Annotated in this window: 19 protein-coding genes and 2 tRNA genes; 10 read left to right on the forward strand and 11 right to left on the reverse strand. The window is 43.9% G+C overall.

The features are described from left to right. Nucleotides 1-168: 168 nt before the first annotated feature. The 3 genes from FTV29_RS06815 to FTV29_RS06825 all read left to right on the forward strand — a co-directional run bounded on the left by FTV29_RS06815 (nucleotide 169) and on the right by FTV29_RS06825 (nucleotide 5,400). Nucleotides 169-3,270 (forward strand): multidrug efflux RND transporter permease subunit, encoded by a 3,102-nt coding sequence (locus FTV29_RS06815; RefSeq protein ID WP_100534864.1) that lies wholly within the window; start codon nucleotides 169-171, stop codon nucleotides 3,268-3,270. 133 nt (nucleotides 3,271-3,403) lie between these two features. Beyond that, entirely contained in the window at nucleotides 3,404-4,744 is a 1,341-nt protein-coding gene (gene mgtE / locus FTV29_RS06820; protein WP_100357860.1) for a magnesium transporter, read from the forward strand. Between the two features lie 74 nt (nucleotides 4,745-4,818). Next, nucleotides 4,819-5,400 carry a DUF4112 domain-containing protein gene (locus FTV29_RS06825; RefSeq protein ID WP_005169896.1) on the forward strand — a complete coding sequence of 194 codons (582 nt, stop codon included), beginning with the start codon at nucleotides 4,819-4,821 and terminating at the stop codon, nucleotides 5,398-5,400. 82 nt (nucleotides 5,401-5,482) lie between these two features. On the opposite strand, the gene htpX is transcribed toward FTV29_RS06825, so the two are convergent. Then, on the reverse strand, nucleotides 5,483-6,388 hold the full coding sequence (htpX, locus tag FTV29_RS06830; RefSeq protein WP_005097694.1) for a protease HtpX: 906 nt from the start codon (nucleotides 6,386-6,388) through the stop codon (nucleotides 5,483-5,485). Between the two features lie 175 nt (nucleotides 6,389-6,563). Beyond that, a complete protein-coding gene (locus FTV29_RS06835) occupies nucleotides 6,564-7,436 on the reverse strand; it encodes a lytic transglycosylase domain-containing protein (RefSeq protein WP_180075257.1) in 873 nt (290 codons plus the stop codon). 500 nt (nucleotides 7,437-7,936) lie between these two features. Between FTV29_RS06835 and ttcA the strand changes: the two genes are divergently transcribed. Further along, nucleotides 7,937-8,863 (forward strand): tRNA 2-thiocytidine(32) synthetase TtcA, encoded by a 927-nt coding sequence (gene ttcA, locus FTV29_RS06840; RefSeq protein ID WP_005097691.1) that lies wholly within the window; start codon nucleotides 7,937-7,939, stop codon nucleotides 8,861-8,863. A gap of 203 nt (nucleotides 8,864-9,066) precedes the next feature. Beyond that, the gene (locus tag FTV29_RS06845; RefSeq protein ID WP_004280536.1) at nucleotides 9,067-9,453 is read left to right on the forward strand and encodes an SCP2 sterol-binding domain-containing protein; all 387 of its coding nucleotides are present in this window, start codon (nucleotides 9,067-9,069) and stop codon (nucleotides 9,451-9,453) included. A 96-nt stretch (nucleotides 9,454-9,549) separates the two neighbouring features. Here FTV29_RS06845 and FTV29_RS06850 read toward each other — a convergent pair whose 3' ends face one another. Further along, nucleotides 9,550-10,665: a transglycosylase SLT domain-containing protein gene (locus FTV29_RS06850; protein ID WP_005097690.1), complete on the reverse strand. Its 1,116-nt coding sequence runs from the start codon at nucleotides 10,663-10,665 to the stop codon at nucleotides 9,550-9,552. Nucleotides 10,666-11,027: 362 nt separating this feature from the next. Between FTV29_RS06850 and greB the strand changes: the two genes are divergently transcribed. The 5 genes from greB to epmA all read left to right on the forward strand — a co-directional run bounded on the left by greB (nucleotide 11,028) and on the right by epmA (nucleotide 14,266). Then, entirely contained in the window at nucleotides 11,028-11,522 is a 495-nt protein-coding gene (gene greB, locus FTV29_RS06855) for a transcription elongation factor GreB (protein ID WP_005097688.1), read from the forward strand. Nucleotides 11,523-11,610: 88 nt separating this feature from the next. After that, a tRNA-Ser gene (locus FTV29_RS06860) sits at nucleotides 11,611-11,700 on the forward strand. 258 nt (nucleotides 11,701-11,958) lie between these two features. After that, a tRNA-Ser gene (locus tag FTV29_RS06865) sits at nucleotides 11,959-12,048 on the forward strand. Between the two features lie 179 nt (nucleotides 12,049-12,227). Then, nucleotides 12,228-13,295: a 4-phosphoerythronate dehydrogenase gene (locus tag FTV29_RS06870; RefSeq protein WP_180075258.1), complete on the forward strand. Its 1,068-nt coding sequence runs from the start codon at nucleotides 12,228-12,230 to the stop codon at nucleotides 13,293-13,295. Further along, on the forward strand, nucleotides 13,292-14,266 hold the full coding sequence (epmA, locus tag FTV29_RS06875) for an EF-P lysine aminoacylase EpmA (protein WP_180075259.1): 975 nt from the start codon (nucleotides 13,292-13,294) through the stop codon (nucleotides 14,264-14,266). Before FTV29_RS06870 ends, epmA begins: the two co-directional genes overlap by 4 nt. Nucleotides 14,267-14,358: 92 nt before the next feature. Here epmA and FTV29_RS06880 read toward each other — a convergent pair whose 3' ends face one another. The 8 genes from FTV29_RS06880 to FTV29_RS06915 all read right to left on the reverse strand — a co-directional run bounded on the left by FTV29_RS06880 (nucleotide 14,359) and on the right by FTV29_RS06915 (nucleotide 26,059). Beyond that, a complete protein-coding gene (locus FTV29_RS06880) occupies nucleotides 14,359-15,594 on the reverse strand; it encodes a multifunctional CCA addition/repair protein (protein ID WP_074383390.1) in 1,236 nt (411 codons plus the stop codon). A 94-nt stretch (nucleotides 15,595-15,688) separates the two neighbouring features. Then, entirely contained in the window at nucleotides 15,689-17,968 is a 2,280-nt protein-coding gene (locus FTV29_RS06885; protein ID WP_005097682.1) for an NADP-dependent malic enzyme, read from the reverse strand. 140 nt (nucleotides 17,969-18,108) lie between these two features. After that, entirely contained in the window at nucleotides 18,109-20,985 is a 2,877-nt protein-coding gene (locus FTV29_RS06890; protein WP_180075260.1) for a bifunctional diguanylate cyclase/phosphodiesterase, read from the reverse strand. A 176-nt stretch (nucleotides 20,986-21,161) separates the two neighbouring features. Beyond that, nucleotides 21,162-21,872, reverse strand: coding sequence for a 16S rRNA (uracil(1498)-N(3))-methyltransferase (locus FTV29_RS06895; protein ID WP_034608453.1), 711 nt, complete (start codon nucleotides 21,870-21,872; stop codon nucleotides 21,162-21,164). 108 nt (nucleotides 21,873-21,980) lie between these two features. Then, the gene (gene metF, locus FTV29_RS06900) at nucleotides 21,981-22,817 is read right to left on the reverse strand and encodes a methylenetetrahydrofolate reductase [NAD(P)H] (protein WP_100329083.1); all 837 of its coding nucleotides are present in this window, start codon (nucleotides 22,815-22,817) and stop codon (nucleotides 21,981-21,983) included. A 182-nt stretch (nucleotides 22,818-22,999) separates the two neighbouring features. Continuing rightward, nucleotides 23,000-24,382 carry an adenosylhomocysteinase gene (ahcY, locus tag FTV29_RS06905; protein WP_100534859.1) on the reverse strand — a complete coding sequence of 461 codons (1,383 nt, stop codon included), beginning with the start codon at nucleotides 24,380-24,382 and terminating at the stop codon, nucleotides 23,000-23,002. 191 nt (nucleotides 24,383-24,573) lie between these two features. Then, nucleotides 24,574-25,431: a DUF4062 domain-containing protein gene (locus FTV29_RS06910; RefSeq protein ID WP_159138231.1), complete on the reverse strand. Its 858-nt coding sequence runs from the start codon at nucleotides 25,429-25,431 to the stop codon at nucleotides 24,574-24,576. Nucleotides 25,432-25,540: 109 nt separating this feature from the next. Next, nucleotides 25,541-26,059: a tetratricopeptide repeat protein gene (locus FTV29_RS06915; RefSeq protein WP_180075261.1), complete on the reverse strand. Its 519-nt coding sequence runs from the start codon at nucleotides 26,057-26,059 to the stop codon at nucleotides 25,541-25,543. Nucleotides 26,060-26,097 lie beyond the last annotated feature (38 nt).

Here is a 26,097-nt window from a genome sequence, read left to right on the forward strand (position 1 = left end):
GAAAGTATTCAAGTGAGATCATCCATAATTTCTCCATGATTGGTTTTTATCACAGTTATTATGTGTTTAATTCTTGCATTCTACTGCTATGTCACTGAATATTTAGATATAGCTTGCTCGTATTTGGTCTAAATTCATCCCTCTTTAATTAAAAAGTGACTCGGACTTATGCTGTCTAAATTTTTTATCCACCGCCCGATCTTTGCTGGGGTATTGGCGATTGTCGTGATGGCGATTGGCCTGTTCGCAGTGATGAACCTGCCAGTGGAACGTTATCCGGACATTGCCCCGCCACGGATAACGGTGGCAGCAACCTATAGTGGCGCTTCTGCGGAAACTGTGGAAGAAAGCGTGACCCAGGTGCTGGAGCAGCAGATTAAAGGGATTGACCATTTACTGTATTTTAGTTCGAGTAGTGATTCTTCAGGGCGCAGCCGGGTCAGCATCAGCTTTGAAAATGGTACCGACCCCGATACAGCACAGGTTCAGGTACAAAATGCGATTAATGGGGTATTGAACCGTTTACCGGAAGATGTCCAACGCCAGGGCGTTAACGTGTTTAAATCTCTCGGCGATACCCATATGGTGATCAGCCTGTATGATGAGTCCGGTCGCAGTAACAATATTGAGCTTTCTGATTACTTGATGACACATCTGGAGCAGGACATTTCCCGGATTGAAGGCATTGGTGAAGTTGATGTTTTTGGTTCTCAATATGCGATGCGGATCTGGCTGGATCCAGGAAAACTCAAACAGTATAAGCTGATGCCAAGCGATGTTCGTGCCGCCATTGAAGCTCAGAATACTCAGGTGGCTGCGGGCGCGATTGGGGATTTGCCGGCAGTGGATGAACAATACCTGAATGCTAAAGTCACCTCGGGTTCCCGTCTAAAAACCGTTGAAGAATTCCAGAATATTATTGTCAAATCGGATCGTGCCGGTAGTTTTATTTATTTAAAAGATATTGCGCGGGTCGAACTCGGTGCTGAAAGTTATCAGTCTTATAGCACCAACAATGGTTATCCTTCGGCAGGTCTTGGGATTTCTCTGGCCTCAGGCGCCAATGCCATTGCCACCTCAAACTTGATTAAAGCTGAAGTTGCCCGTATTTCCCAGCAGTTGCCCGAAGGCTATAAAATTGCCTATCCACGAGACAATACGCCCTTTGTACAAGAGTCGATTAAAGAGGTGGTCAAAACCCTGATCGAAGCGATCATTCTGGTTATCATGGTGATGTTCATTTTCTTGCAGAACTGGCGTGCCACCTTGATTCCTACCGTAACGGTGCCGGTGGTGATTTTGGGAACCATGGCGGTGCTTTATGCACTGGGCATGAGTATCAATACCTTAACCTTATTCGCTTTGGTTCTGGCTATTGGACTATTGGTTGATGATGCGATTGTGGTGGTAGAAAACGTGGAACGGCTGATGCATGAACAGCATTTGTCTGCCAAAGAGGCGGCGTTAGAGTCCATGCAGGAAATTAGTGGGGCATTGGTCGGAATTACCTTAGTTCTAACCGCAGTCTTTATTCCGATGGCGTTCTTTGGCGGTTCTACCGGGGTGATCTACCGACAGTTCTCCATCACTTTGGTTGCGGCCATGTCCTTATCCTTATTGGTGGCCTTGATTCTAACCCCAGCACTGTGTGCGCTCATTCTGAAACCGAATCCGAAACCGGCAAAATGGGCGGCATGGTTTAACCAGAAGCTGGATCATTTAAAGCATCGTTATCTGCATCTTTCCAAAGTCACGATTCAGCATCAGGTCATTTGTTTACTGCTTTTTGCCGGCTTGATCTGTGTCTTTGCACTGTTTTACCGTGCTTTGCCAACCAGTTTTTTGCCGAGTGAAGATCAGGGGATTTTAAGCCTGCAAATCAAAGTGCAGGAAGGTGCTCCGATGAAAAATACCATTCAGGTCGGAGAAGAGGTTCGTAAATATTTTCTGGATCAGGAACAGGCCAATGTCAGTCTGGTGATGATTCGTTATGGCCGCAATTTCTCGGGAACTGGCCAGAATCTGGCCACCGGTTTTGTGGCATTAAAACACTGGAATGAACGTTCCGGTCAGGACAATACCGCACCCGCGATTCGTGAACGGGCTTTGAAGCATTTTCAAAGTAACCCTAATGCACAAATCAACGTATCCATGCCCGCGTCAGTCAATGGTCTGGGACAAACCGATGGTCTGGATTTCTGGATTCGGGATATCAATGGTAATGGCCGGCAGTATCTGGAACAGCAATTTCAGGCACTGGAAGCTCAGGCTGGCAATTATGCAAGCTTTGAAAATCTGGGTAAACGTTCTAATCCTGAAAAAGCCGAACTACGCGTCAATATTGACCAAAAACAGGCCATGGCCAATGGTCTGACCCAAACGGCAATTAACAGCACCTTATCTAGCGCTTGGGGTGGCAGTTATATCAATGACTTTATTGATCGCGGCCGGATTAAACGGGTGATCATGCAGGGCGATGCCGAATTTCGTTCCAAGCCGGAAGATCTGGCACAATGGCATGTCCGCAATGACCAGAATCAAATGGTGCCTTTTAGTAACTTCTCGCAAGTGGACTGGAGTGGTGGTCCGGAAGTGGTCAACCGTTTCATGGGCTATACCGCACTACAGATGGAAGCAGATCGGGCTCAAGGCAGCAGCTCCGGTCAGGCCATGCAGGATGTAGAGGCGCTGATTGCTGAACAGGACGGTGTAGATGTGGTCTGGAGCGGTTTATCCTTTGAAGAAAAACAGTCCAATAATCAGGCCATCTGGCTGTATCTGATTTCGATAGGTTTTATTTTCCTGTGTCTGGCCGCATTGTATGAAAGCTGGAGTATTCCAACGGCGGTAATGTCAGCAATTCCTCTTGGTATTGGCGGCAATATTATTTTCAGTTATTTGGCTGGCTTCCCGAATGATATCTATTTCCAGATTGCCTTGCTGACCACCATTGGCTTGTCCTGTAAGAATGCCATTCTGATTGTGGAATTTGCTTCGCTGGCACAGCAACAGGGAAAATCGGTGGTGGAGGCAGCATTGGAAGGTGCTTCCCTGCGTCTGCGTCCGATCCTGATGACTTCCTTGGCTTTTGGCGCCGGAATTTTACCTTTGGTCTTTGCCACGGGAGCAGGCGCGGTAAGCCGTCAGGAAATTGGTGTCAGTGTATTCGGCGGCGTAATTTTCGGAACCGTGCTGGTGCTAATTTTTATTCCCTTTATGTATGTGATGATTCGAAGTTTAATGGCTAAAAAAGAACCGGTTGATTCATGATCGTGCGCTCAGAAAAACAATCCATAGCCTGACTCAATCCGGCTGTGATGATTTAGATGCACTGAGAGCAGGGGTAATGTTCGGAGGATGATGCTAAAATCCACGCCTTTGCGCTTATAACCATGGACTGCCTATGCCGAAAATTTCAGAAAAAATACAGCATATTCAACAACAGATCCGTTCTGAACACCATGCTATGGCGATTGGCTTATTAAATGAGCTGAATGTCGCCGATCAGGCCAGTATTTTAAAAGGTTTGAAGTTAGAAGAACAGATCCGGATTTTTCAGGAACTCAAAGAACCGAGCCGGGTATTCGAGTTTATGCCACTCAGCCAACAAGTCAGTCTGGCTGAGCAATTACCGGTCGCACAGATTATTGCGATTTTAAATGCGCTCGATTCGGACAACTTTGTCGATGTTTATAAACGATGTTCTCCACAGCTGCAGCAGCAGCTCATGGCAAAATTGTCCGAAGCGAGTCGGCAAACCCTAAAAGATCTGGCGATTTATCCTGAAGGGACTGCTGGTGCGCTGATGAGCTCCAGTTTTGTTTCTTTGCATCAGGATCTGTCGATTCATGACGCTATCCAAATGTTGCGTGTGGTGGCCGCAGATCAGGAAACCCTGTATCTGATTTATATTGTTGATGAGCAGGACCAGCTGATCGGGGTAGTCTCTTTAAGGCAGATGATTCAGGCCAGTCCTGAAACCAGCATTGCCGAGATCATGCAAAGAGATGTGATTTACGCCAAGATTGGGGATGACCAAGAAGACGTCGCAAAAACTTTAACCTATTATGATTTTATGGCTTTGCCGATTGTCGATGAGCATAAAAAAATTCTTGGAATTGTCACTTATGATGATGCCATGGACATCATGGAAGCCGAAACCACCGAGGATATTTTAAAGTCAGGGGCGGTTGAGCCCTTAACTGAGTTAAGTTTAAAAACTGCGCCTATTTTTACATTGTACCAGAAACGCGTATCTTGGCTGGTGATTCTGGTCTTTGGCAGTCTATTGTCCGGCATTGGCATTGCACATTATGAAGAGACCATTGCCGCGCATATTGTTCTGGTTTTTTTTCTGCCATTGCTGGTGGGCAGTGGTGGTAATGCCGGCTCGCAGTCGGCGACCTTGATGGTGCGTGCTTTGGCCACCGGTGATGTAGAGTTTAGAGACTGGTTTAGCCTGCTCAGCCGGGAAACCTTGGTGGCGTTGTGTCTGGGTGGCACCATGGCACTGGCTGTCTCGGTGTTGGGTTATGTCCGAGGGGATATCATGGTGGCTGTGGTTCTGGCGATCAGTATGCTCGGCATTGTGCTGATGGGCTGCCTGATCGGCATGAGTCTGCCTTTTATTCTGAACAAGTTTAAGATGGATCCGGCCAGTGCCTCTGCACCTTTGGTGACCTCTATTTGTGATGCCACCGGTGTGATTATTTATCTATTTGTTGCTTCCAAATTATTGTTTTAATTCACAGATTGCTACAACTTTGGTCTCAAAATAATTTATGCTGATGAAAGTCAGCCCTATTTTTGGAATCACATATGCCTGAGCCTGGACAAAAAACAAAACTGAGTCAACAAGAGGTCATTCGTCTGGAACGTGATCTGGCCAAGTTTGCCAACATGATGGATTCAGTGGTACGTATTCCATTTACCAAGCAAGGGGTAGGGGCAGATGCCGCGCTGAGTACGATTCCGGTCGCTGGAGATATCGCCGGTTTTGTATTGACCTGTTATGCCATTCATAAGGCCAAACAGATTGGGGTGCCGAGTGCCAAGCTGAATCCGGTCATGAAACTGGCGGTGATGGATGCGGTGGTTGGATTTATTCCAGTGGCAGGCACCATTTTTGATATTTTTATTCGTCCCAGTCGCAAGGCGCTTGATGTGGTGCATGTTCATATTCGTGAAGAATATCAGATTCACAGTGATCGACATGTGGTACACCCTTTTTTGCATGAAAGCCTGGAACGCAAACAGCAGCAATCTGTATTTTGGCGCAATCCTGTAGTGGCCTGGATCTGGATTCATATCCCGGATATTTTAGGCGCCTTGTTCCTGATTCTATTTGTTTTTGCGATTGGGTGGGGTGCGATGGCGTTGTATCAGTGGATTAGCGCATAAAGGCCTATATAAATAATGAATAATTGAATCCAATAAAAAAGCCTGCAAGTGCAGGCTTTTTTCAATCAATGAATAGTATTACTTAAGCACAATCAAGCTGTTGTAGTGCAGCAACACGTTGTTCGATGCTTGGATGCGTCTGGAACAAGGCAGCAAGGCTAAAGCCTTCTTCTTTACCCGCAGAAATCGCAAATGCTTTCATTTCTTTCGGCATGGCATCTGGCATTTCAGACTCTGCCTGTAAGCGCAATAATGCTGAAATCATAGCCTGTTTACCTGCCAAGCGCGCACCTGCTTCATCGGCACGATACTCACGCTGACGGGAGAACCACATCACAATCGACGACGCCAGAATACCGAATACGATATCCAGTACGATGGTAATTACAAAATAGGCAATACCCGGTGCTTCACCTTCTTCACGACCAAAAACGTTACGGTCAATAAAATCACCCGCGACACGTGCGAAGAACATGACGAAGGCGTTCACAACACCCTGAATCAGTGCCAGAGTGACCATATCACCATTGGCGACGTGACCAATCTCATGCGCCAATACTGCACGAAGCTCGTCTTTGTTCATACGCTCAAGCAGACCAGTCGATACGGCTACTAAAGCATCGTTTTTATTCCAGCCAGTGGCAAAGGCATTGGATTGATAAGATGGGAAAATACCCACTTCCGGCATTTTAATGCCTGCACGCTGAGAAAGTTGTGCAACTTCATGGAGCAACCAGGCTTCAGCTTGGTTACGAGGTGCATTCGGGTCAATCAGTTCAGTACCCGTGGTCTTTTTCGCCATCCATTTAGACATGAACAGGGAAATCATTGAGCCAACCATACCGAACACGAAACAGATGACCAGCAGGTTGCCTAGATTCAAGCCACCTGCGCCATGGTAACTACCGACACCGAAGAGTGACAAGATAATGCCAGCTACAACCAGTACCGCGAGGTTGGTTAGCAAGAACAAACCAATCCGCATCATTGAGAAATCCTCTTATTACAGAAAAATAATCTGATTATTGAATGTAAATCATTGAAATCAATATGAGGTGAAATCGATAAGATTTCAAGAAAAAAATAGCAATTCGCTACAAAAAGACAGTATGTTTTTTGTCCATATTGAAAGATAGGTCTTTAAAAAAAAAGCTGTTTCAAAATTACTCACTTAAATATATTTTTGCAGATGCTATCGCATTGGCAGTGGCATAAGAACCCATCGGTGCATCAGTGAAGCTACCATCTGCTCGTGCAATGATCTGACGCTGATATTTTGCCGCCTGAACATTGGACGCCGTCGTGGTTTCAGTTGAATAATTGGCAGAGCTGGCAATGACACGACCAGTATCAGAAGAAGCGGTATATGTACCACTGGTGCTGCCCAGTCCCTGTGCGTACAAGTTCTGATAACGGCTGCTGACACGGCGGACATAGTCCTGAGTTTCACGAAAAGGTGGCACACCCTTATATTTGGCCACATTGCCTTCGCCGGCATTATAACCTGCCAGTGCCAAGGTGGTATTGCCATTAAAGCGTTTCAATAACCAGGCCAGATATTTGGCCCCGGCCATAATATTCTGCTGCGGGTCATAGGCATTGCTGACATTAAAACGACGTGCTGTCGCCGGCATGAGTTGCATCAGGCCTTGTGCACCGACTGGAGAGCGAGCCTGTACATTAAAACCGGACTCGGTATGCATCACGGCTTTGATCAGGCCTTCAGAGACACCATAGGTTTGCGCTGCCTGGCGAATAATCGAATCATAAGCATTTTTATTTCTACTATAGCTCGGCAAGACCGAAGCTTCACTGGAACCCCAATTGCTATAACTATGAATATTACTGTCTGGATAATAGGTCTTCTTTTCAACCTGAAGATGGTTATAGCGACTTTTCTTATTGGTTAATAAAGTGCTGCCATTGCTATCGCGCAACTGATAAATGGTTTGACCGGCATAGACCAACTGGCAACAACTCGCCAATAGCACAGCACTGATCCCCTGACACCCCAAAACACGCAAATTTATTTTCATTGTTTATATTAGGTAAACACAATCGAGAAAAATTTAATGATGAGTTTAACAAAAAATTACGGAATGAAAAGACTTGTACGCTGCATTTATAAACGAGTTTGTAAGTGCAAGCCATTTTTTACATTTTAGAGTTAGAAAAAAAAATATGATTTAATTTAAAACCTTAGGGTTGACAGGTTTAACTAGTTGATTTTTATTAATAATTAAATTGGTTAAAAAGTGATCAATTTAAAGAAAAGCCTTATCTTTTGAGACGAAGAACTTGTCAAGTGCGTTTCAATCCACAAAGTTATCCACAACTTTTGTGGACAACTGTGGAAAAGTCCAAAAACTAGGCATCTTGCTGATTAATTGAACTGAAACGTTCAATATATCAATCTAAATAAAACATGAAAATGAAACTAATATGACATTTGCATGAAAATAAATTCTTTTGATGCGATGCGGGCCTGAATCGGCTAAAATTGCGCGGTATTTTTATTTATGGGTGAATCTCGTCTATGTACTCGCCAGTTGAGTCCGAACAAGGATTTAATTTCAAACCTGAACTGCCAACAAGCTCAGCCTACTATCGTTTGTTGAAGAAGCTGCGTCGCCAGGTCGGACATGCCATTCGTGACTTCAAAATGATTGAAGAAGGCGATAAGGTCATGGTGTGTATTTCAGGTGGTAAAGACAGTTACACCCTGTTAGATATCATGTTGCAGTTCAAGCGTATCGCACCGATCAACTTTGATGTCGTGGCGGTGAATCTGGATCAGAAACAGCCAGGCTTCCCGGAAGATGTATTACCACGTTATTTAGAAGAAAATAACATTCCGTATTACATTCTGGAAAAAGACACCTACAGCATCACCAAAAAGTTGACCCCGGAAGGTAAGACTTATTGCGCCGTCTGTTCGCGTCTACGCCGTGGCTCTTTGTATGGCTTTGCCCAGGAAATTGGTGCGACCAAGGTTGCGCTGGGGCATCACCGTGATGATATTCTGGCGACCTTCTTCCTGAACCTGTTCCATGGCGGCAGCTTGAAGGCCATGCCACCAAAACTGTTGTCTTCTGACAAAAAGAACATTCTGATTCGTCCACTGGCTTATGTGGAAGAAAAAGACATCATCAAATATGCAGAAATGCGTCAATTTCCAATTATTCCATGTAATTTATGTGGCTCTCAGGCGAACCTGCAGCGCGCAATTATCAATGACATGTTACGTGATTGGGATAAGGCACATCCAAAACGTCTGCACAGTATTTTTGGTGCATTGCAAAATGTCTCGCCATCACAGCTGGTCGATCGTGAATTGTTTGACTTTGAAGTGCTGGACAGCCAGCGCGAATTTGACTTCAAAGACAGCTGTTCGACTGAAGAAGCGCTGGAAGGCGAGAAACGCCGGATTAATATGGTCAATCTGGGCTTTGCCGCAGAATAATTTCAGCACACAGATATCAGCCTTCGGGTTGATGTCTGTATGAAAAACAAATAAAAATAGAACTACAAAAATTGAACGACGCGTACAAAATTCGTTAGCCTTTGCGCTAATGATCATGATATAACAAAGCACGAGCATAATAGCTTCAACATGATGTCGTCTGGATAGTCGACACAAATGAACAAATAATTTGAGGAAAGATCATGCCTGCTTTTTTAACTGATGATTGGTTTTCAACTGTAGAAACACTTACTGCGCAAGCTGGTGATTTAAACTTGCCACCAGCTTTGGCGAACCTGGCGATTAATTTGGTTGTAGCGGACACTACAGGTAATACTGAACTATCTTTAGATGGTGGAGCAATTAAAAAAGGTTTGTCTTCAAATGCCAAAACGACTTTGAATATGGACGGCGAAACGTTACGTAAAGTTTTTCTGGAGTTTGATATGGCCGCAGCCATGCAGGCATTTATGACCGGTAAAATCAAAGTACAGGGTGATATGTCTCAATTGATGGCACTTCAAACTGCCAAACCGAGTCAGGAACAAAAAGATCTATTCAAGAAAGTACTTGAAAATACGACAGCTTAATTTTGCTGAACATCAGCTGAAATGAGCACAAAAAAAGCTTACCTTTGAGGTAAGCTTTTTTATCGCCGGATAGAATAAAATCCAGCTCATCAGACCTTAGATATTCACCAATTGTGGTGTGGTCTTGATGTGTTCCAAATAAGCACGAATACGGGTTACATATTGTACTGCCTGACGATAGCGGCCGTTATTGGCTTTATTCTGATCCAGATAGGCATAGAGGTTGACCCAGTTATTTGGATTCTTGCCTTGTGACTGAATGCGTTTTTGTAACTGATTCACTGCACCTGGGCCCATATTATAAGCGACCAGTGCAAACCAGTTGCGATCCGGATAAGGAATATGCTCATAGCGGCTCAGCATTTGATCATAATACTTGGCACCACCCTGAATGCTTTGGGCTGGATCGGTACGATTGCTCACGCCCATTGCTTTAGCAGTGCTATTGGTCAGCATCATCAAACCGCGGACACCTGTCGGAGAGACCGAGTTCGGTTTCAGATAAGATTCCTGATAACCAATGGCAGCTAATAAATGCCAATCTAGATCATATTGCTGCGCTGTCTGTTTAAAGCTTGCTTTATAGATCGGTAACCGGTTGCTCAAATCACGTTGAATGGCTGTCCAAGATTCCTCTTTCACCACATTCTGATTATAAAATGAAGCAAGCTGCTTGATGGCACCACTTTGTTTGCCTTTACAGATAAAAGCACTAGCAGTCTGGCTCAAGGGATCTGTGGCAGATTTAAATACCAGATTTAAATTGGTATTCAAGCCATTACTCACCAAAATAGACTGATCACCACAGGTGGCGGAGAATGAAGTCAGGCGCTTATTTTCAATTTCACCTAAATCGGTGGTGGTCATGGCCAGATTGGCTTTGCCCTGAGCAACCCATTGCAGTGCAGTGGCATTATTCGGGACAATTTTAAAATCCAGTTTCACATTCAGACTGTTGGCATAGTTGCGCACCAGGTCATAACCGAAGCCATGCAGATGTTGTCCATCCTGAAATACGGTGGTCGGATTTTCGACTGCAACCACGGTCAGCTTATTGCTATTGACCACATGATCAAACTGAAGTGTGGTCTTACTTGCATTGATACTATGAAAGGGAATAAATGCAGTGCTCAGTACAAGTGCTTTCAAAGGGAGAGAAGAAATTACAGATCGTAGGCAAAGCCTCGACCCAGTGGATGAACTACTGTGCATGTTGTCTCCGCTACAAGTAATTTATGCCCTAAAAATCACAGCCAACATAGCCAGAAATTTTAACAGTTTGATAAATTCAATAAGGGTTGGGCAGTCATGACGTCATTCAAAATGACAAGAGATTTACGCATCATTATGTAGAAAAACTACATAGATTAAAAAGTAAGCATTTCCGGAAGTAGGTGGCATATTAATGATCTAAAAAACGATTGTCAAATTTTGTACACAAATTATTATTAAAAATAATTTTAAGATATTGAAATGTAATGTGAATTTTTTTTGAATTTTTTCATTGTTTTGAAATGGTAAATAAAATAAGCTGTTTGTAAGTTAATACACTGAAAATTTGATCAGCACGACGTATGAAATCCAACTTAATCACCCGTGGTGGACACGATAAATTGGTGGCAGAACTTAAGAATCTCTGGCATGAAGAGCGGCCGGAAATCACCAGAAAAGTGAACTGGGCAGCGAGTCTCGGCGACCGTTCGGAAAATGCCGATTACCAATATAACAAGCAAATTTTGCGTAAGATTGACCGCCGGGTCAGATACCTAGGCAAGCGTCTTGAAGAGCTAAAAATCATCGATTTTTCTCCAGAGCAGGAAGGCAAGGTCTATTTTGGAGCTTGGGTCGAGATTGAAAATGAAGAAGGCGAGCAGAAAAATTTACGTATTGTCGGAGTCGATGAAATTTATGATCATCATCCGCAGCATATCTCGATCAGTTCGCCCATGGCACGTGCGTTGTTGGGCAAGCAGGTGGATGATGAGGCTGAAGTGCTGACACCTTCCGGAAAGAAACGCTGGTTCATCAATTCAATTCGTTATGAAAAACCAGAAAATTCAGCAAATTAATGGAATTGATTTTATTTTGTGCAATTGATGCAGTGAAAGCATGAAAATATTTGCCAAGCGTGATTTTTGTTTATATCATGTCGGCCATGGAAGCGTGGCAGAGCGGTTTAATGCACCGGTCTTGAAAACCGACGAGGGTGTGAGTCCTCCGTGAGTTCGAATCTCACCGCTTCCGCCAAATTCAAAAAACCCAGTCAATTGACTGGGTTTTTTTATGCCTTTATTTTTATATTCATTATCAAGCTAATTCTGATTCATGCCGTTGCTTTATCTTGAATTAAATAGCTCTTGGCATCGTTTAAGTATTAACTTCTTTAAATAAAAATACATTTCAGCTTTTGTTTCGGCTGATTTTTAACTGAATAAACAGCTTTTTCTAAAAGTTTTGCTAAATTTTATTGCCAAAAATCCGATTTATTTATATGATGGCGGCCAAGGAAGCGTGGCAGAGCGGTTTAATGCACCGGTCTTGAAAACCGACGAGGGTGTGAGTCCTCCGTGAGTTCGAATCTCACCGCTTCCGCCAAATTCTAAAAACCCCAGTCGAAAGATTGGGGTTTTTCTTTTTAGGCAGCAATGATTCAATACTTTATTCATCAATAACCAGTCCATAGCCCAAAACTTGAAAAATGGACGCATGTGCCAAATATAGAGTCAGAGACATCAACGCGCTATCATATGCCCAAGCATCATATGGATCTCATTATGAAAATTGTCGCAGATGAAAATCTGGCATTTACCGATTATTTCTTTTCTGAATTTGCAGACATTCGTCATTGTCCAGGCCGTAACTTAATGGCACAGGATGTTCAGGATGCAGATGCATTATTGGTACGCTCAGTGACTCAGGTCAATGAAGCACTGCTACAGAATAGTTCGATCAAGTTTGTAGGCAGTGCCACTATTGGTACAGATCATCTGGATATTGCTGTATTGGAACAGCATGGGATTCAGTGGAGCAATGCATCCGGCTGTAATGCACAAGCCGTGGCTGAATATGTCATTACCGCATTACTGCATGTACGTCCTGAGTTAGTAGATGCCAATGCAACATTTAGCCTGGGTATAGTCGGTTTGGGTAATGTTGGAACCCGTCTGGCTTATATGGCAAAACTTTTGGGCTGGCGCGTGATTGGCTATGATCCTTTGGTTCAAAGAACGCAGGTCGATCAAGTTGAATTTAATGAATTGTTGCAGCAAGCGGATGCGATTTCGATTCATGTCCCTTTAACTCAAACGGGTCTTTATCCAACTTACCATTTATTCAATACGGCTACATTGGCGCAAATGCAGCCTGATGCAATTCTGATTAATTCTGCACGTGGGCCAGTGATTGAAGAGGCCGCCCTGATCCAGGATCTTAAAGCGACACAACGAACCGTGATTTTAGATGTTTTTGAACACGAACCGGTTATTTCAGCAGAGCTTCTGGATCTGCTGACGCTGGTGACGCCGCATATTGCCGGTTATAGCCTGGAAGGCAAGGCGCGTGGTACTCAAATGATCTATGACGCTTTCTGTCAAACTTTTGCTTTTGCAGCACATAAACAGTTCGAAACCCAGCTTCCGGTCTGCGAGCAGTTTTTCCAAAATCAGGATTTAAAAATGGTGCTAAAGCAATATTTAACGCAAATTTATGATATTGCCTGTGATGATCAAAATCTGCGTACTTGTGTCAAGGATGGCAAAGTGGATCAGCAGGCTTTTGATCATTTAAGAAAAACCTATCCGCTGCGTCGTGAATGGGCTGCACATGGTGGGCCAAAAGCATGAATAGCACTTATCAGCCGACGTGTGACCTGAATGCCATGCGTGCACGTGCCACCTTATATGCACAAATCCGTCAATTTTTTGCTGAGCGGGATGTATTAGAAGTCGAAACACCAATTTTATCTCAAGCCGGTGTGACCGATGTGCATTTGGCTTCAGTACAGGCACAGCGTCATGTACTGGCTAAAGCACATACGCATTATTTACAGACCTCACCTGAATTTGCCATGAAGCGTTTATTGGCCAGTGGCAGCGGGCCTATTTACCAGATTTGTAAAGTCTTCCGTGATGATGAACATGGGCGTAAGCACAATAGCGAATTTACCATGCTGGAATGGTATCGCCCGGGCTTTAGCTTAAAAGATTTGATGTTCGAAGTAGCCGATCTGCTTAATGTGACGCTTAAAGCACGTTTTGCTGAAATCCGTCCAACCATTTTGAGCTATAAACATGCCTTTATGGATCGTCTGGATATTAATCCATTGCAAGCGACCTTGCAGGAACTGAAAGACTGCTGTCGCCGTGTCGGTCTAAATCTGGATTTGGGTGAGGATCGGCTCGGCTATATCGACCTGTTATTTTCACATATGGTGGAGCCGAGTCTCGGTTTTGATACCGCAGTATTCCTGACCGATTTTCCGCCTGAAATGGCCTCTTTGGCGAAAACCCGAATCGATGAAGATGGGGAACTGGTCGCTGCACGTTTTGAGTTGTATATCGAAGGTTTAGAATTGGCCAATGCCTATGATGAGCTGATTGATGCTGAAGTTTTGCGCTCACGCTTTGAGACGGATAATGCAGAGCGGGCCAGACTTGGGCTGCATGTCATGCCTATTGATGAGTATTTACTGGCGGCTTTACCGAATATGCCGGAATGTTCAGGGATTGCCTTGGGAATTGACCGCTTGCTCATGATCGCGACCAATCAGATGAAACTGGAGCAAGTGATTAGTTTCCCGGCGGATATTTCCTGATCGGGATTTGATTTTCCTTAAGCTCTTTAGAGGGCTGGGTCTCTGCACTAAATGATTGAAGCAATAAAAAAGCACCCTCGGGTGCTTTGTCTTTATTCAATAGATACAGTTTGTTGGGCTTTAAGTTCACCCAGTGCCTGAATACGCCGTTCAATCAGCATTTCGCCAATATCCGGGCCTTGAATATCGGCAGGCAGGTCTTGTGCTTTAATGGCACGTACTATCTGCATGGCATCAAGTACATATTGTGCTTGTGGATAGGCACGATCTTCCAGTCCTAAACGGCCACGTGAATCACATTCACAGGCCTGTACAAAAGCTTCGACACGCTCGGGACGACGTAAAACGTCCAGACGCTGCAATAATCGCCATAAAGTACCGGGTTTGAGATTAAATGCCTGATGACATTTCAGATGCTCTTTACATACTGCCAACGCCAGTTGCTTGGTATAGGTCGGTACTTTTAAGCGATCACACAGATCATTGACCGGCTTGATGCCACGTTCTTCATGCATGATATGCCGCGGTAATTCTTCAACCGGGGTTAATGCTTTGCCCAAATCATGCACTAAAACGGCGAAACGTACATCCAGGCTATAGTTTTGACGACACGCCTGCTGCAAGGACATCATGGTGTGAATGCCGCAGTCAATTTCCGGATGATATTCAGGGCGTTGCGGAATACCATATAAGGCATCTATCTCAGGAAATAAGACTTTTAAAGCGCCACATTGACGCAATACTTCAAAATACACATCAGCATGACGTTCTGTTAAGGCACGTGAAGTTTCTTTCCAGACCCGCTCCGGTGTTAATGCATTCAATTCACCGGATTCCGTCAAGCGCTGCATGAGTGCTAAAGTTTCATCCGCAATCACAAAACCTGCACTGGTATAGCGGGCCGCAAAACGGGCAATTCGCAGCACCCGTAATGGATCTTCGACAAAAGCATCGGAAACATGACGCAGCACTCGGTTATTCAAATCTTGCTGACCGCCATAAGGATCATAAATCTGACCGGCATCATCCATCGCCATGGCATTAATGGTCAGGTCACGACGGATCAAATCCTGTTCCAGGGTCACACTGATATCGGTATGAAAGTCAAAACCATGATAACCGGTGCCGGATTTACGTTCGGTACGGGCCAGTGCATATTCTTCTTTTGTTTTGGGGTGTAGGAAAACAGGAAAATCTTTGCCTACGGGCTGATAGCCTAAGTCAAGCATTTGCGCCGGAGTTGCACCAACGACCACATAATCTTTTTCGTGATAGGGGTGTCCGAGCAAATGATCCCGAACTGCACCGCCTACTAAATAAACTTGCATGAAAAAACCTCTATTCTTACAAGCATCATGCTACAGAATAGAGGTTTTCTCAAGTTAAGAAACGAGGCGGATGCGTCGTTATCTTGTCATTGGATTAAAGTGCGTCTTGTTCCGCTTGCTGGATTTCTGCAACGGTAAGTGCAGTCATGTTCACCACGCGACGCGTAGTCGCAGTCGGAGTCAAGATATGTACCGGCTTCGCAGCACCCAACAGAATTGGGCCAATCGTCACGTTGTTGCCTGAAGTTGCTTTCAACAAGTTAAACGAAATGTTGGCAGCATCCAGATTCGGCATGATCAGTAAGTTTGCAGAACCTTTAAAACGTGAGTTCGGGAAGGCAAACTGGCGAATATTTTCATCCAGTGCAGCATCACCGTGCATTTCACCTTCAACTTCTAGCTCAGGCGCGATTTCAGACAGGATGTCATATACCTTACGCATTTTTTGCGCGCTGGCATCATGCTGGTCTGAACCGAAACTTGAGTGAGAAAGCAGGGCAATACGTGGGGTCATACCAAAACGGCGCACTTCTTCAGCAGCCAGAATGGTCATTTCCGCCAGCTGTTCAGCCGTTGGATTGGTGTTGACATAGGTGTCGGCAATGAACAGGTTGCGATCTTCAAGCATCAAGGCATTTAGGGTAAAGAAAGTGTTATGACCTTCTTTTTTGCCAATGATGTTGCTGACGAAGTCCAGATGAATGTCGTAGCTTGAATAAGTACCACAGAGCATGCCATCTGCCATGCCATGTTTGACCAGCATCGATGCAATTAAGGTAGAGCGACGACGCGCTTCACGCTGTGCATATTCAGGCGTTACGCCTTTACGCTGCATGATCTGGTAATAATCGTCTGCAAACAACTCATAATCCGGATTCTTTTCCTGATCAACAATCGTGATATTCACGCCATCTTCAAGACGTAGACCCAATTTTTTGATATTGGCTTCAATCACGGCTGGACGACCGACCAAAATAGGGATCGCCAAACCATCATCGACTGCAATTTGAACGGCGCGAAGTACACGCAGGTCTTCACCTTCCGCATAGGCAATACGCTTAGGATTCGATTTTGCCTGTTCAAAGATCGGTTTCATCACGAATGCCGAGTTATAGACAAACTCAGACAAACGTTGACGATAATGCGAGAAATCTTTAATTGGACGTGTTGCTACACCCGAATCCATGGCTGCTTGTGCCACTGCAGGCGCGATTTCAAGAATCAGGCGTTGATCTAGTGGACCCGGAATCAGGTATTCACGGCCAAATGATGCCGATTTCTCACCATAAGTTGCAGCATCCGCTTCGACGTGTGCCATACGCGCAATTGCATGTACACAGGCAATTTTCATTTCTTCGTTAATCGTGGTTGCACCAACGTCTAATGCCCCACGGAAGATGTACGGGAAGCAAAGTGCGTTATTGACCTGGTTTGGATAGTCAGAACGGCCAGTGGCCATGATCACATCATCACGAACTTCGTGTGCATGTTCAGGCAGAATTTCTGGATCCGGATTCGCCAGTGCGAAAATGATCGGATCTTTGGCCATTACCTTAACCATTTCTTTGGTCAGGATGCCGGCAGCAGAAAGACCGAGGAACATGTCTGCACCCGCGATCACATCACCAAGCTGAGTGGCTTCAATGTCCTGTACATACGCTTTTTTAGATTCATCCAGACCTTCACGATGCGTGGTCAGCAGACCACGTGAATCGGCAACGATGATGTTTTCTTTTTTAGCGCCCAAAGCACACAGCAGATTTAAGCAAGATAGTGCTGCAGCACCCGCACCTGATGCCACAATCTTGATTTCGTCAATTTTTTTGCCATTAATTTGCAGGGCATTCAGTAACGCAGAACCGACAATAATTGAAGTACCGTGCTGATCATCATGGAATACCGGAATATTCATGCGTTCACGCAGTTTTTGCTCGATGTAGAAGCATTCTGGCGCCTTGATATCTTCAAGGTTAATCCCGCCAAAAGTCGGCTCTAAGGATGCGATAATATCTACAATTTTATCTGGATCATTTTCAGCGATTTCGATATCGAATACATCAACACCGGCGAATTTTTTAAATAATACGCCTTTGCCTTCCATGACTGGTTTAGAAGCCAGAGGACCAATATTACCCAAGCCCAACACCGCAGTACCGTTGGTCACTACAGCGACCAGATTACCGCGTGCGGTATACAATGCAGCAGTTGAAGGATCGCGTTCAATCTCAAGACATGGTGCAGCTACGCCAGGCGAGTAAGCAAGGGCTAAGTCACGTTGGTTGACCAATTGTTTGCTTGGTGTAACGCTGATTTTCCCCGGGGTAGGAAACTCGTGATAGTAAAGGGCCTGTTGCTTTAAAGATTGTTCGTCCATCAGTCTCTCGATCGTTGTAAAGATTACCCGGTCAGCGGGTAAAAAATTTATTTATGTCCCCGAATATACCATTTGTTCGCCAGTTCGCACAGCCAAAGACGGCCGTTTTTCCAACAATCTTATTGGGGTAGGGTATAAACTTAGACTTGATAAGTATAAGAATCATTGGTCATATTTTGTGTCAAATACGCAGTGGCGTCCTCTTCTGGCAGCGGTTTGGAGAATAAATATCCTTGAGCGATATCACAGTCTAAATCATGTAGATATGCTAACTGCTCTTCAGTCTCGATGCCTTCCGCGACCACGGTCATGCCCATGGCTTTACCCATCGCCACCATGGCACTGACAATGGCTTCCTGTTTGTTTTCACCAATCTTGGACACAAAACTGCGGTCAATTTTTAGGGTATCAATCGGGAAATCAGCAAGATAGGACAGGGATGAATACCCCGTGCCAAAATCATCCAGAGCAATATGGATCTGTCGCTGTTTGATTTCGTTCAGCAGGTTTTTGACTGCTTCCGAATTTTCAATTAAAGACGATTCGGTAATTTCCAGTTCCAGACTGGCACCTGAAATCTGGTTGTCGGCAATGGCCTGATCCAGGTCATCGAGTAACTGACCGCGGCGCAATTGCTGCGCCACGACGTTGACTGATACACAAATATGATTAAAGCCCAGATTGTTCCATTGGCGAATCTGTTTGGCTGTCTGCTGGATGACCAGACGGCCAATATCTGAAATCAGGCTGGTCTGTTCGGCTAAAGGGATAAACAAGCCGGGTGGAATAATGCCTTTTTCGGGATGATTCCAGCGAATCAAGGCTTCAAAGCCATAAATGCGCTGATCACTGAAATTAATTTTTGGCTGATAATAAACAATCAACTCATTATTCTGGATGGCTTTACGCAAATCCCGTTCCAGAAAAATCCCCGTTTCTTGTAGACCATCACTTTGATTAGAATAAAAGTGAATGGTATTGCCGCCCAGATTTTTAGCTTCGTTCAGGGCCTGTTCGGCACAGTTGTTTAAATAATCGAGTTGACGACCATGATCTGGATAAAATGCCACGCCCATGGAAAGCGTGATCACATAATCCTGACCGTAAATATTAAATGGAGTGGTAAATGCCTGCGCGATGCGTTCACAGTGTCGCTGTACTGAAGGGCGAATATGTGAAATCTCATAGATAATCGCAAAATCATCACCATTCAGATGCGCCACAAACAAGGCTTCTGCATTATTCATGCGCAGGCGTTGCGCGACCTGACGTAAAAGTTCATCCCCGCCATTATTGGATAGATATTCATTTAATGGACGGAAGCGATCGATATTCAGGCGAATCACGGCCATCTGCTGAATGGAATCTTTTTGCGAGACCAGATATTGATGCAGCTGATAGTTATAATAGAAACGATTCGGTAAATCGGTCAGTGGGTCATAATTTTCCAGATAAGACAGGCGCTGTTCCTGTAATTTGCGTTCGGTCAGATCCGAGACAATCCCGACATAATGGGTAATCCGGCCTTCATCATCGGTGACGGCATTGATGTGTAACCATAAGGCGGATTGTTTGCCAGACATGAATTTGGCGTATACCTCGCCATCATAGGAGCCAATCTTTTGAAGCTGTTTGATAATACTGGCATGGTTGCTGCGCTGTTCAGCTTTATTTTGTGCAACAAGATCGAATAAAGACTTACCGATGATCTGCTCACGCTCAAAGCCACTCAGGTATTCATAGTGAGGATTAACATCAATATAATACAGTTCAGGATTGAGAATAAAAATCCCTTCCGCGGCCTGTTCCAGTACACTGGCAACCAGTTTTAAACGTTCTTGAGAAATACGTTCCTGCTGAATATCACGACGAATACCTACCATTCGCAAAGGTTTGTTATTTTTAGGATCACGGCTAATCACGCGGCCAATATCATGCACCCAGTTCCAGTTGCCATCACTGAGCAGAATCCGGTAAGTGGCATCATAACGCTCAATCTGACCACGCAAATGCTGTTTCATGTTGCGCTTAAAATAGTCCAGATCATCAGGGTGAATCAGATGCTCTAATTGCAGATGATGATCTTTGGAATCACGCAGAATTTTTTCATCTTTATGATTGGTTAATGTAATGAGACGGTCTTTGATATTCCAGTCCCATGGGCGAATGCCGGCAATCTCATGGGCAAGATCCAGGTTCTGTTGCTGATTTTTCAAATGATGATTAATCTGTTCAATATCATAGGTACGTTCCCGTACTTTTTGTTCCAGTAATTGATTGTTGAGCTGTAATTGTAATTCAATATCTTTGGATTTATTGACTTCAGTTTGCAGTTGCTGGCACAGCTCATCAGTCCAGGCCACTTGCTGTTCGGCATTTTTAACCAGCAGACTGTTTTCTGCATACAAGCGCGATGTCCGGCGATGAATACGATAACTACTATTGGCACACAGCAGAATGACAATCACCGCAAAATTTAAGGCCAGACTGAAGAAGGGATTGGAAAGGCTGACATGATAAATTTGCGACAATAAAAAAGGGAATAAAGAGGGTAAAAATACCAGGCAGAAATAACTGAGTTTTTGGGTCAGATAAGTCAAGCCAAATGCCTGAGTCACAATCAGGAGCAGAGCAGATAAGGTCAGTGCTTCAATATCTTCGAATGCGGGATTGGCCTGCGGCAAATAGTAATAAATTGTATAAATACCGACAGCAATACAGCTCCCGACGGCAAGACTCTGAATCTGTAACCAGCGATGTGCGCCTTTCAAATCATATTGTTCAGGCTTAAAATAAAGTGTGCTCACCAACCAGCACATACTGACCAGTAGCTCGGTCAGTATAAACCAGGTATTAAAATAGGTATTGGAAGGACGATATTGAAGGTGATAAATACAAAAAATATAAAGGCAAATCACCATTATACTGATTAAAAAATAGCGACTATGGCGAAGTGTGTTCGCAATCTGAGCATGATGCAAATGCTGCTGGATATAGTCGTCTTGCTTATCAACCATGTGATTCAATGCCTGTATTCATCCTAAACGTTTTTCCCTATGTATTGTTCTTATAAAAAAACTCCAGGAAATGTGTAAAATTAACTCATCAATAGTTATTATTCTTTCGTCGAGATTAGAGGTCTTAGGAATAAAAATCAACAAAATTAAAGACAAATTTTTACTGGCCTGATGAACTAGAGATTATAGTTCAAAATTGAAAGGGCCACGACAGGGGCTGTTTCGGTACGTAGTACGCGTTCACCAATACACCAGTTTAGAAAACCTTTTGCATTTGCCGCTGTAATTTCTGCCTCACTGAGACCGCCTTCAGGGCCAATCAGCAGTGCAATATCCAGGGTCGCATCTGCCAGTACATCTGTTTCATCTTTATTGGGCGCCAAAACCAGTTTGGTCTTGGGTAGCTCGGTTTCCAACCATTTTTCAAGTGATATTGGTGCTAAAATTTTAGGCACAATATTCAGTCCACACTGTTCACATGCTGCAATCGCGATCCCTTGCCAGTGATCCAGTTTTTTCTGGTCACGATCATACTTCAAGCGCATTTCACAACGATCCGAAGTCAGCAATTGAATTTCTGAAACGCCCAATTCCACAGCTTTTTGAATCGCATAATCCATGCGGTCGCCTTTGCTCATCACCTGACCGAGCAAGGCCTGGAACTTGGGTGTGCGATTGGCGGGATTAAATGCATTGACCGATACTGTGGCTGATTTTTTAGCAACCTCAGTTAAGGTCACTTCATATTCGCCACCCTGTCCATTGAACAGGGTCGCGGCTTCGCCCGCTTGAGCGCGTAATACCTTTACCCAATGATGAAAAACGGTTTCCGTTAACTCAACCGTAGTATCAACATTTAAGTCTGCTTCAATAAAAAAACGTGGCATGGAGGGATTACTCTCAGATGGAACAAAACAAGACTGCATTGCTATTTACACCCTCTTTGTGTTTTTCCCAAGGGGAGAAAATGGGTGAGATCAATGCAGCCTAAAAACTTATGCTAGACCTAAGTCTTTTACAAGTTGGCGTGTAGGATCAGTGGTGTTCATGGTGTAGAAGTGCAAGCTTGGTGCGCCACCTGCAAGCAGACGCTCACAGAATTTAACCACAACTTCGTGGCCAAAGGCTTTGATGCTGGCAGTATCATCACCATAGGTTGCCAGTTGCTTGCGAATCCAGCGTGGAATCTCGGCACCGGTACCGTCCGCAAAGCGGATCAGGTTGCTGGCATTGGTGATTGGCATAATGCCCGGCGCCACAGGAATATCAATTCCGGCTTTCTGGATGCGATCTACAAAGTAGAAATAAGCATCTGGATTGAAAAAGAACTGGGTTAATGCTGCATTGGCACCAGCTTGTACTTTTTCAACAAAGTGCTGGATGTCTTGATCAAAGCTTTCTGCCTGAGGATGCATTTCCGGATAAGCTGCGACTTCAATCTTGAAATGATCGCCTGAATATTCACGGATAAAGCGAACCAGATCAGCGGCATAGGGTAATTCACCCAAACCAACCTGACCTGATGGCAAGTCACCGCGGAGGGCAACAATACGGTCAATGCCTTGTGATTTGTACAGATCAAGCAGTTCTGCAATACGCGCTTTGTCATCGCCGATACATGACAGGTGAGGGGCAACCGGTGCACCTTTGCCATTAAAATCGTTGATGGTAGACAGGGTGCGTTCACGAGTTGAACCACCTGCACCATAAGTTACAGAGAAAAATTCTGGATTGAGCAATTGTAGTTCTTGATGAACCACTTTGAGTTTTTCCGCACCCACATCAGTTTTGGTCGGGAAGAATTCAAATGAAATTGGAATCTGTTTAGACATGTTCAAATCCTTTTTATAAATACTTTTTAATTAGTTTTACCTCTCCTAAATCCTCTCTTGCGCTGAGCTTCAAAGCAGTGCTTTAAGCACGCTCAGGAGAGGATTTACCCTCGATGACATACATTTGGTAATGAATGTTCCCTCTCCCTATGGGAGAGGGTTAGGGAGAGGGTGGAGTTTAATTAGTATTTATAAGCATCAGACTTGAATGGACCTTCAACTTGAACGCCTAAGTAATCCGCTTGCTCTTGAGTTAATTGAGTCAGAACACCACCAAAACCTGCAACCATTGCAGCAGCGACTTCTTCGTCTAATTTCTTAGGAAGAAGCTCTACACGAATTTGCGCAGCTTTTTCAGATTCTGGAAGATCAGCAAATTTCTCAGCGAATAAATGCATTTGACCCAATACCTGGTTGGCAAATGAACCATCCATAATACGTGATGGGTGACCAGTCGCATTACCAAGATTCACCAAACGACCTTCAGATAAAAGGATGAGGTAATCGTTTTCATTTTCTGAACGATATACTTGGTGTACTTGTGGCTTCACTTCAACCCACTTGTAACCACGTAAGTAGTTGGTGTCGATTTCAGTATCAAAGTGACCGATGTTACATACCACAGCACCCGCTTTTAGTGAATCAAGCATCGCTGCATCACAAACATGGTAGTTACCAGTTGTTGTTACGATCAGGTCAGTGTTTTGAAGAAGGTCAGTATTTACGTCTTCTTTCTTGCCTGTTTGCACGCCATTTTTGTATGGAGATACAACTTCGTAACCATCCATGCATGCTTGCATCGCACAGATTGGATCAACTTCAGTAACACGTACAATCATGCCTTCTTGACGAAGTGATTGAGCAGAACCTTTACCCACGTCACCGTAACCGATCACAAGCGCACGACGGCCAGATAACAGCATATCTGTACCACGTTTAATTGCGTCGTTAAGTGAGTGACGGCAACCGTATTTGTTGTCGTTTTTAGATTTAGTAACAGAATCGTTTACGTTGATTGCAGGAACTTTCAACGTGCCATCACGAAGCATTTCGTACAGACGTTGAACACCTGTCGTGGTTTCTTCAGTCACACCGTGAATTTTAGCAATCACTTCTGGGTATTTTTCATGAACAAGTAGCGTTAAGTCACCGCCATCGTCAAGAATCATGTTGGCATCCCAAGGCGTGCCATTGACATTGATTTGTTGTTCAAGACACCACATGTATTCTTCTTCAGTTTCGCCTTTCCAAGCAAAAACAGGAATACCCGCAGCAGCAATTGCAGCAGCAGCATGGTCTTGAGTAGAGAAGATGTTACATGAAGTCCAGCGAACTTCGGCGCCCAATTCAACCAGTGTTTCAATAAGAACAGCAGTTTGAATGGTCATGTGGATACAGCCGAGAATTTTCGCGCCTGCAAGTGGTTTAGCAGCAGCATAGCGTTTACGCAGACCCATAAGGGCTGGCATTTCAGCTTCTGCAAGTTTAATTTCTTTACGGCCGTAATCAGCAAGTGAAATATCAGCAACTTTGTAATCTGTAAATGAAGCAGTAACCGCGTTCATCAGGATCTCCTAGGAAAAAATAGATTGGATCGTTCTGTTCGCGGATGCCGTTGTTGATCAGAACGAATGTCTGACCGATGGTCGAGCCTAGCGATTTTACATTTAGTGCCTGTAAAACGTCGCAGCATCCCTCGACTAGCGCAGTATTGTACTTGGATTCTATGAATGAGCCAAGTTGAAAAAAGATAATATTAATTGTTTTCTAAGCTTTGAGCTTTTAGTTGATCAAAAGTATTCCAGCCTAAACCAGTTAATTCATACAGCCTACCATTGTTGCCAAGATCATTAATAAATCCTGATTTCTTTAGATCAGTGATAGCCGTTTTCCATTGAGAAATTTCTCTTTGGCTATTTAAATTCAAATGTAAATCGCCAGCATGCAGTTGGGTAGAATCAATATTTTGTAAAAATTGAATTTCACTTTCGCGTTCACCAGCACTTAGTAAAAGTTGCATCATTCTCTCGCTTAATTCATTTTTTTGTTTTAAGAGTTTAGGGTTTTTGAAATCAATGATTTTTAGATTATTTAAGATATTTTGAATGTATGTATTTTGCTGGATATGAAGAGATAAATGATCTTTAATTTTTTGCTTAAAAATAGATAAATCATTGTAAAATTCTAGTACGCCACTTGGCTTCCACTCCCTGATTTGAATTTGTAGTTTTTGATATTGTTCAGTAATTTGACTTGGGGGAATAGGTTTATCACAGATATAAATTGAAGTCAGTTTTTGAGAGTCGATATGTCTGGAAATTTCCTCTACAGTGCCGCTGGCGTATTCCCCAGTGTCTGTACCTAATCGAGTCCAAAATATTCCAATCAGAATGTCGGCATCATTGAGAATACTTTTATTGATAATTTCTTGAGGCCTATTACCCATTTCAGGTGCTACATGAGTTTCCCATCTGATAGGATTTAACATTACATTAAATTGCTTAGAATGAATTGCATTCCATTCATAGATTGCATCACGAACAAGTCGTCTTTCTTCTGCGACATCGCTTGGTGAAGCGATCATTACGTTTAATACTGTTGCTTGGTAAGCCATATTGTTATCAGAATTTTATTAATATTAATGACTAATATATAGGTGCTTTTTCAATTGAGCCAGACTATTTTTATAATAAAAAGCCCATCATCTGACGGGCTTTTCTTACTTATTTAGTTTCAGCAGCATCTGCTTTTTGAGTCCAGAACTCAGCCTGTTCTTCATCGCCATCTACGCCTAAACCATTGGCATAAATAAATGCAAGATCGCGCATTGCTTGAACTTCGCCAAGTTCCGCGGCTTGTTTGACCAAAGCAATCGATTTTTCCACGTCTTTTTCAATTACATCACCGCGACGGTAAAAACCGGCCAGCTCTAAAGTCGCAGCAGGGTGCTTCTCGATATTGGCCTTACTTAACCAGTAATAGGCTAACTCAAAGTGAGCTTTAGATTCTTCCGGATCTTCTTCAGTCAGTTCTTTGGCATAAACGGTATAACCTTCACCTAACCAGTACATCGCATCAACCAGTCCGCCGTTGGCAGCTTTCAATGCCCATTCTTCAGCCAGAATGATGTCATCATCATGCTCGCTTTGCATATACAGTTCAGCCAATTCAAATTGCGCTTCAGCATTGCCTGCTAAGGCAAGATTGGTCAGGGCAGCAGAGGGAGAAACACGCTGGGTCATATCAACATCTCAAAAATATTATGCGTAGACTAAAGGTT

This window comes from Acinetobacter sp. YH12254, assembly GCF_013417415.1.
GTDB classification, from domain to species: Bacteria; Pseudomonadota; Gammaproteobacteria; order Pseudomonadales; family Moraxellaceae; genus Acinetobacter; species Acinetobacter pseudolwoffii.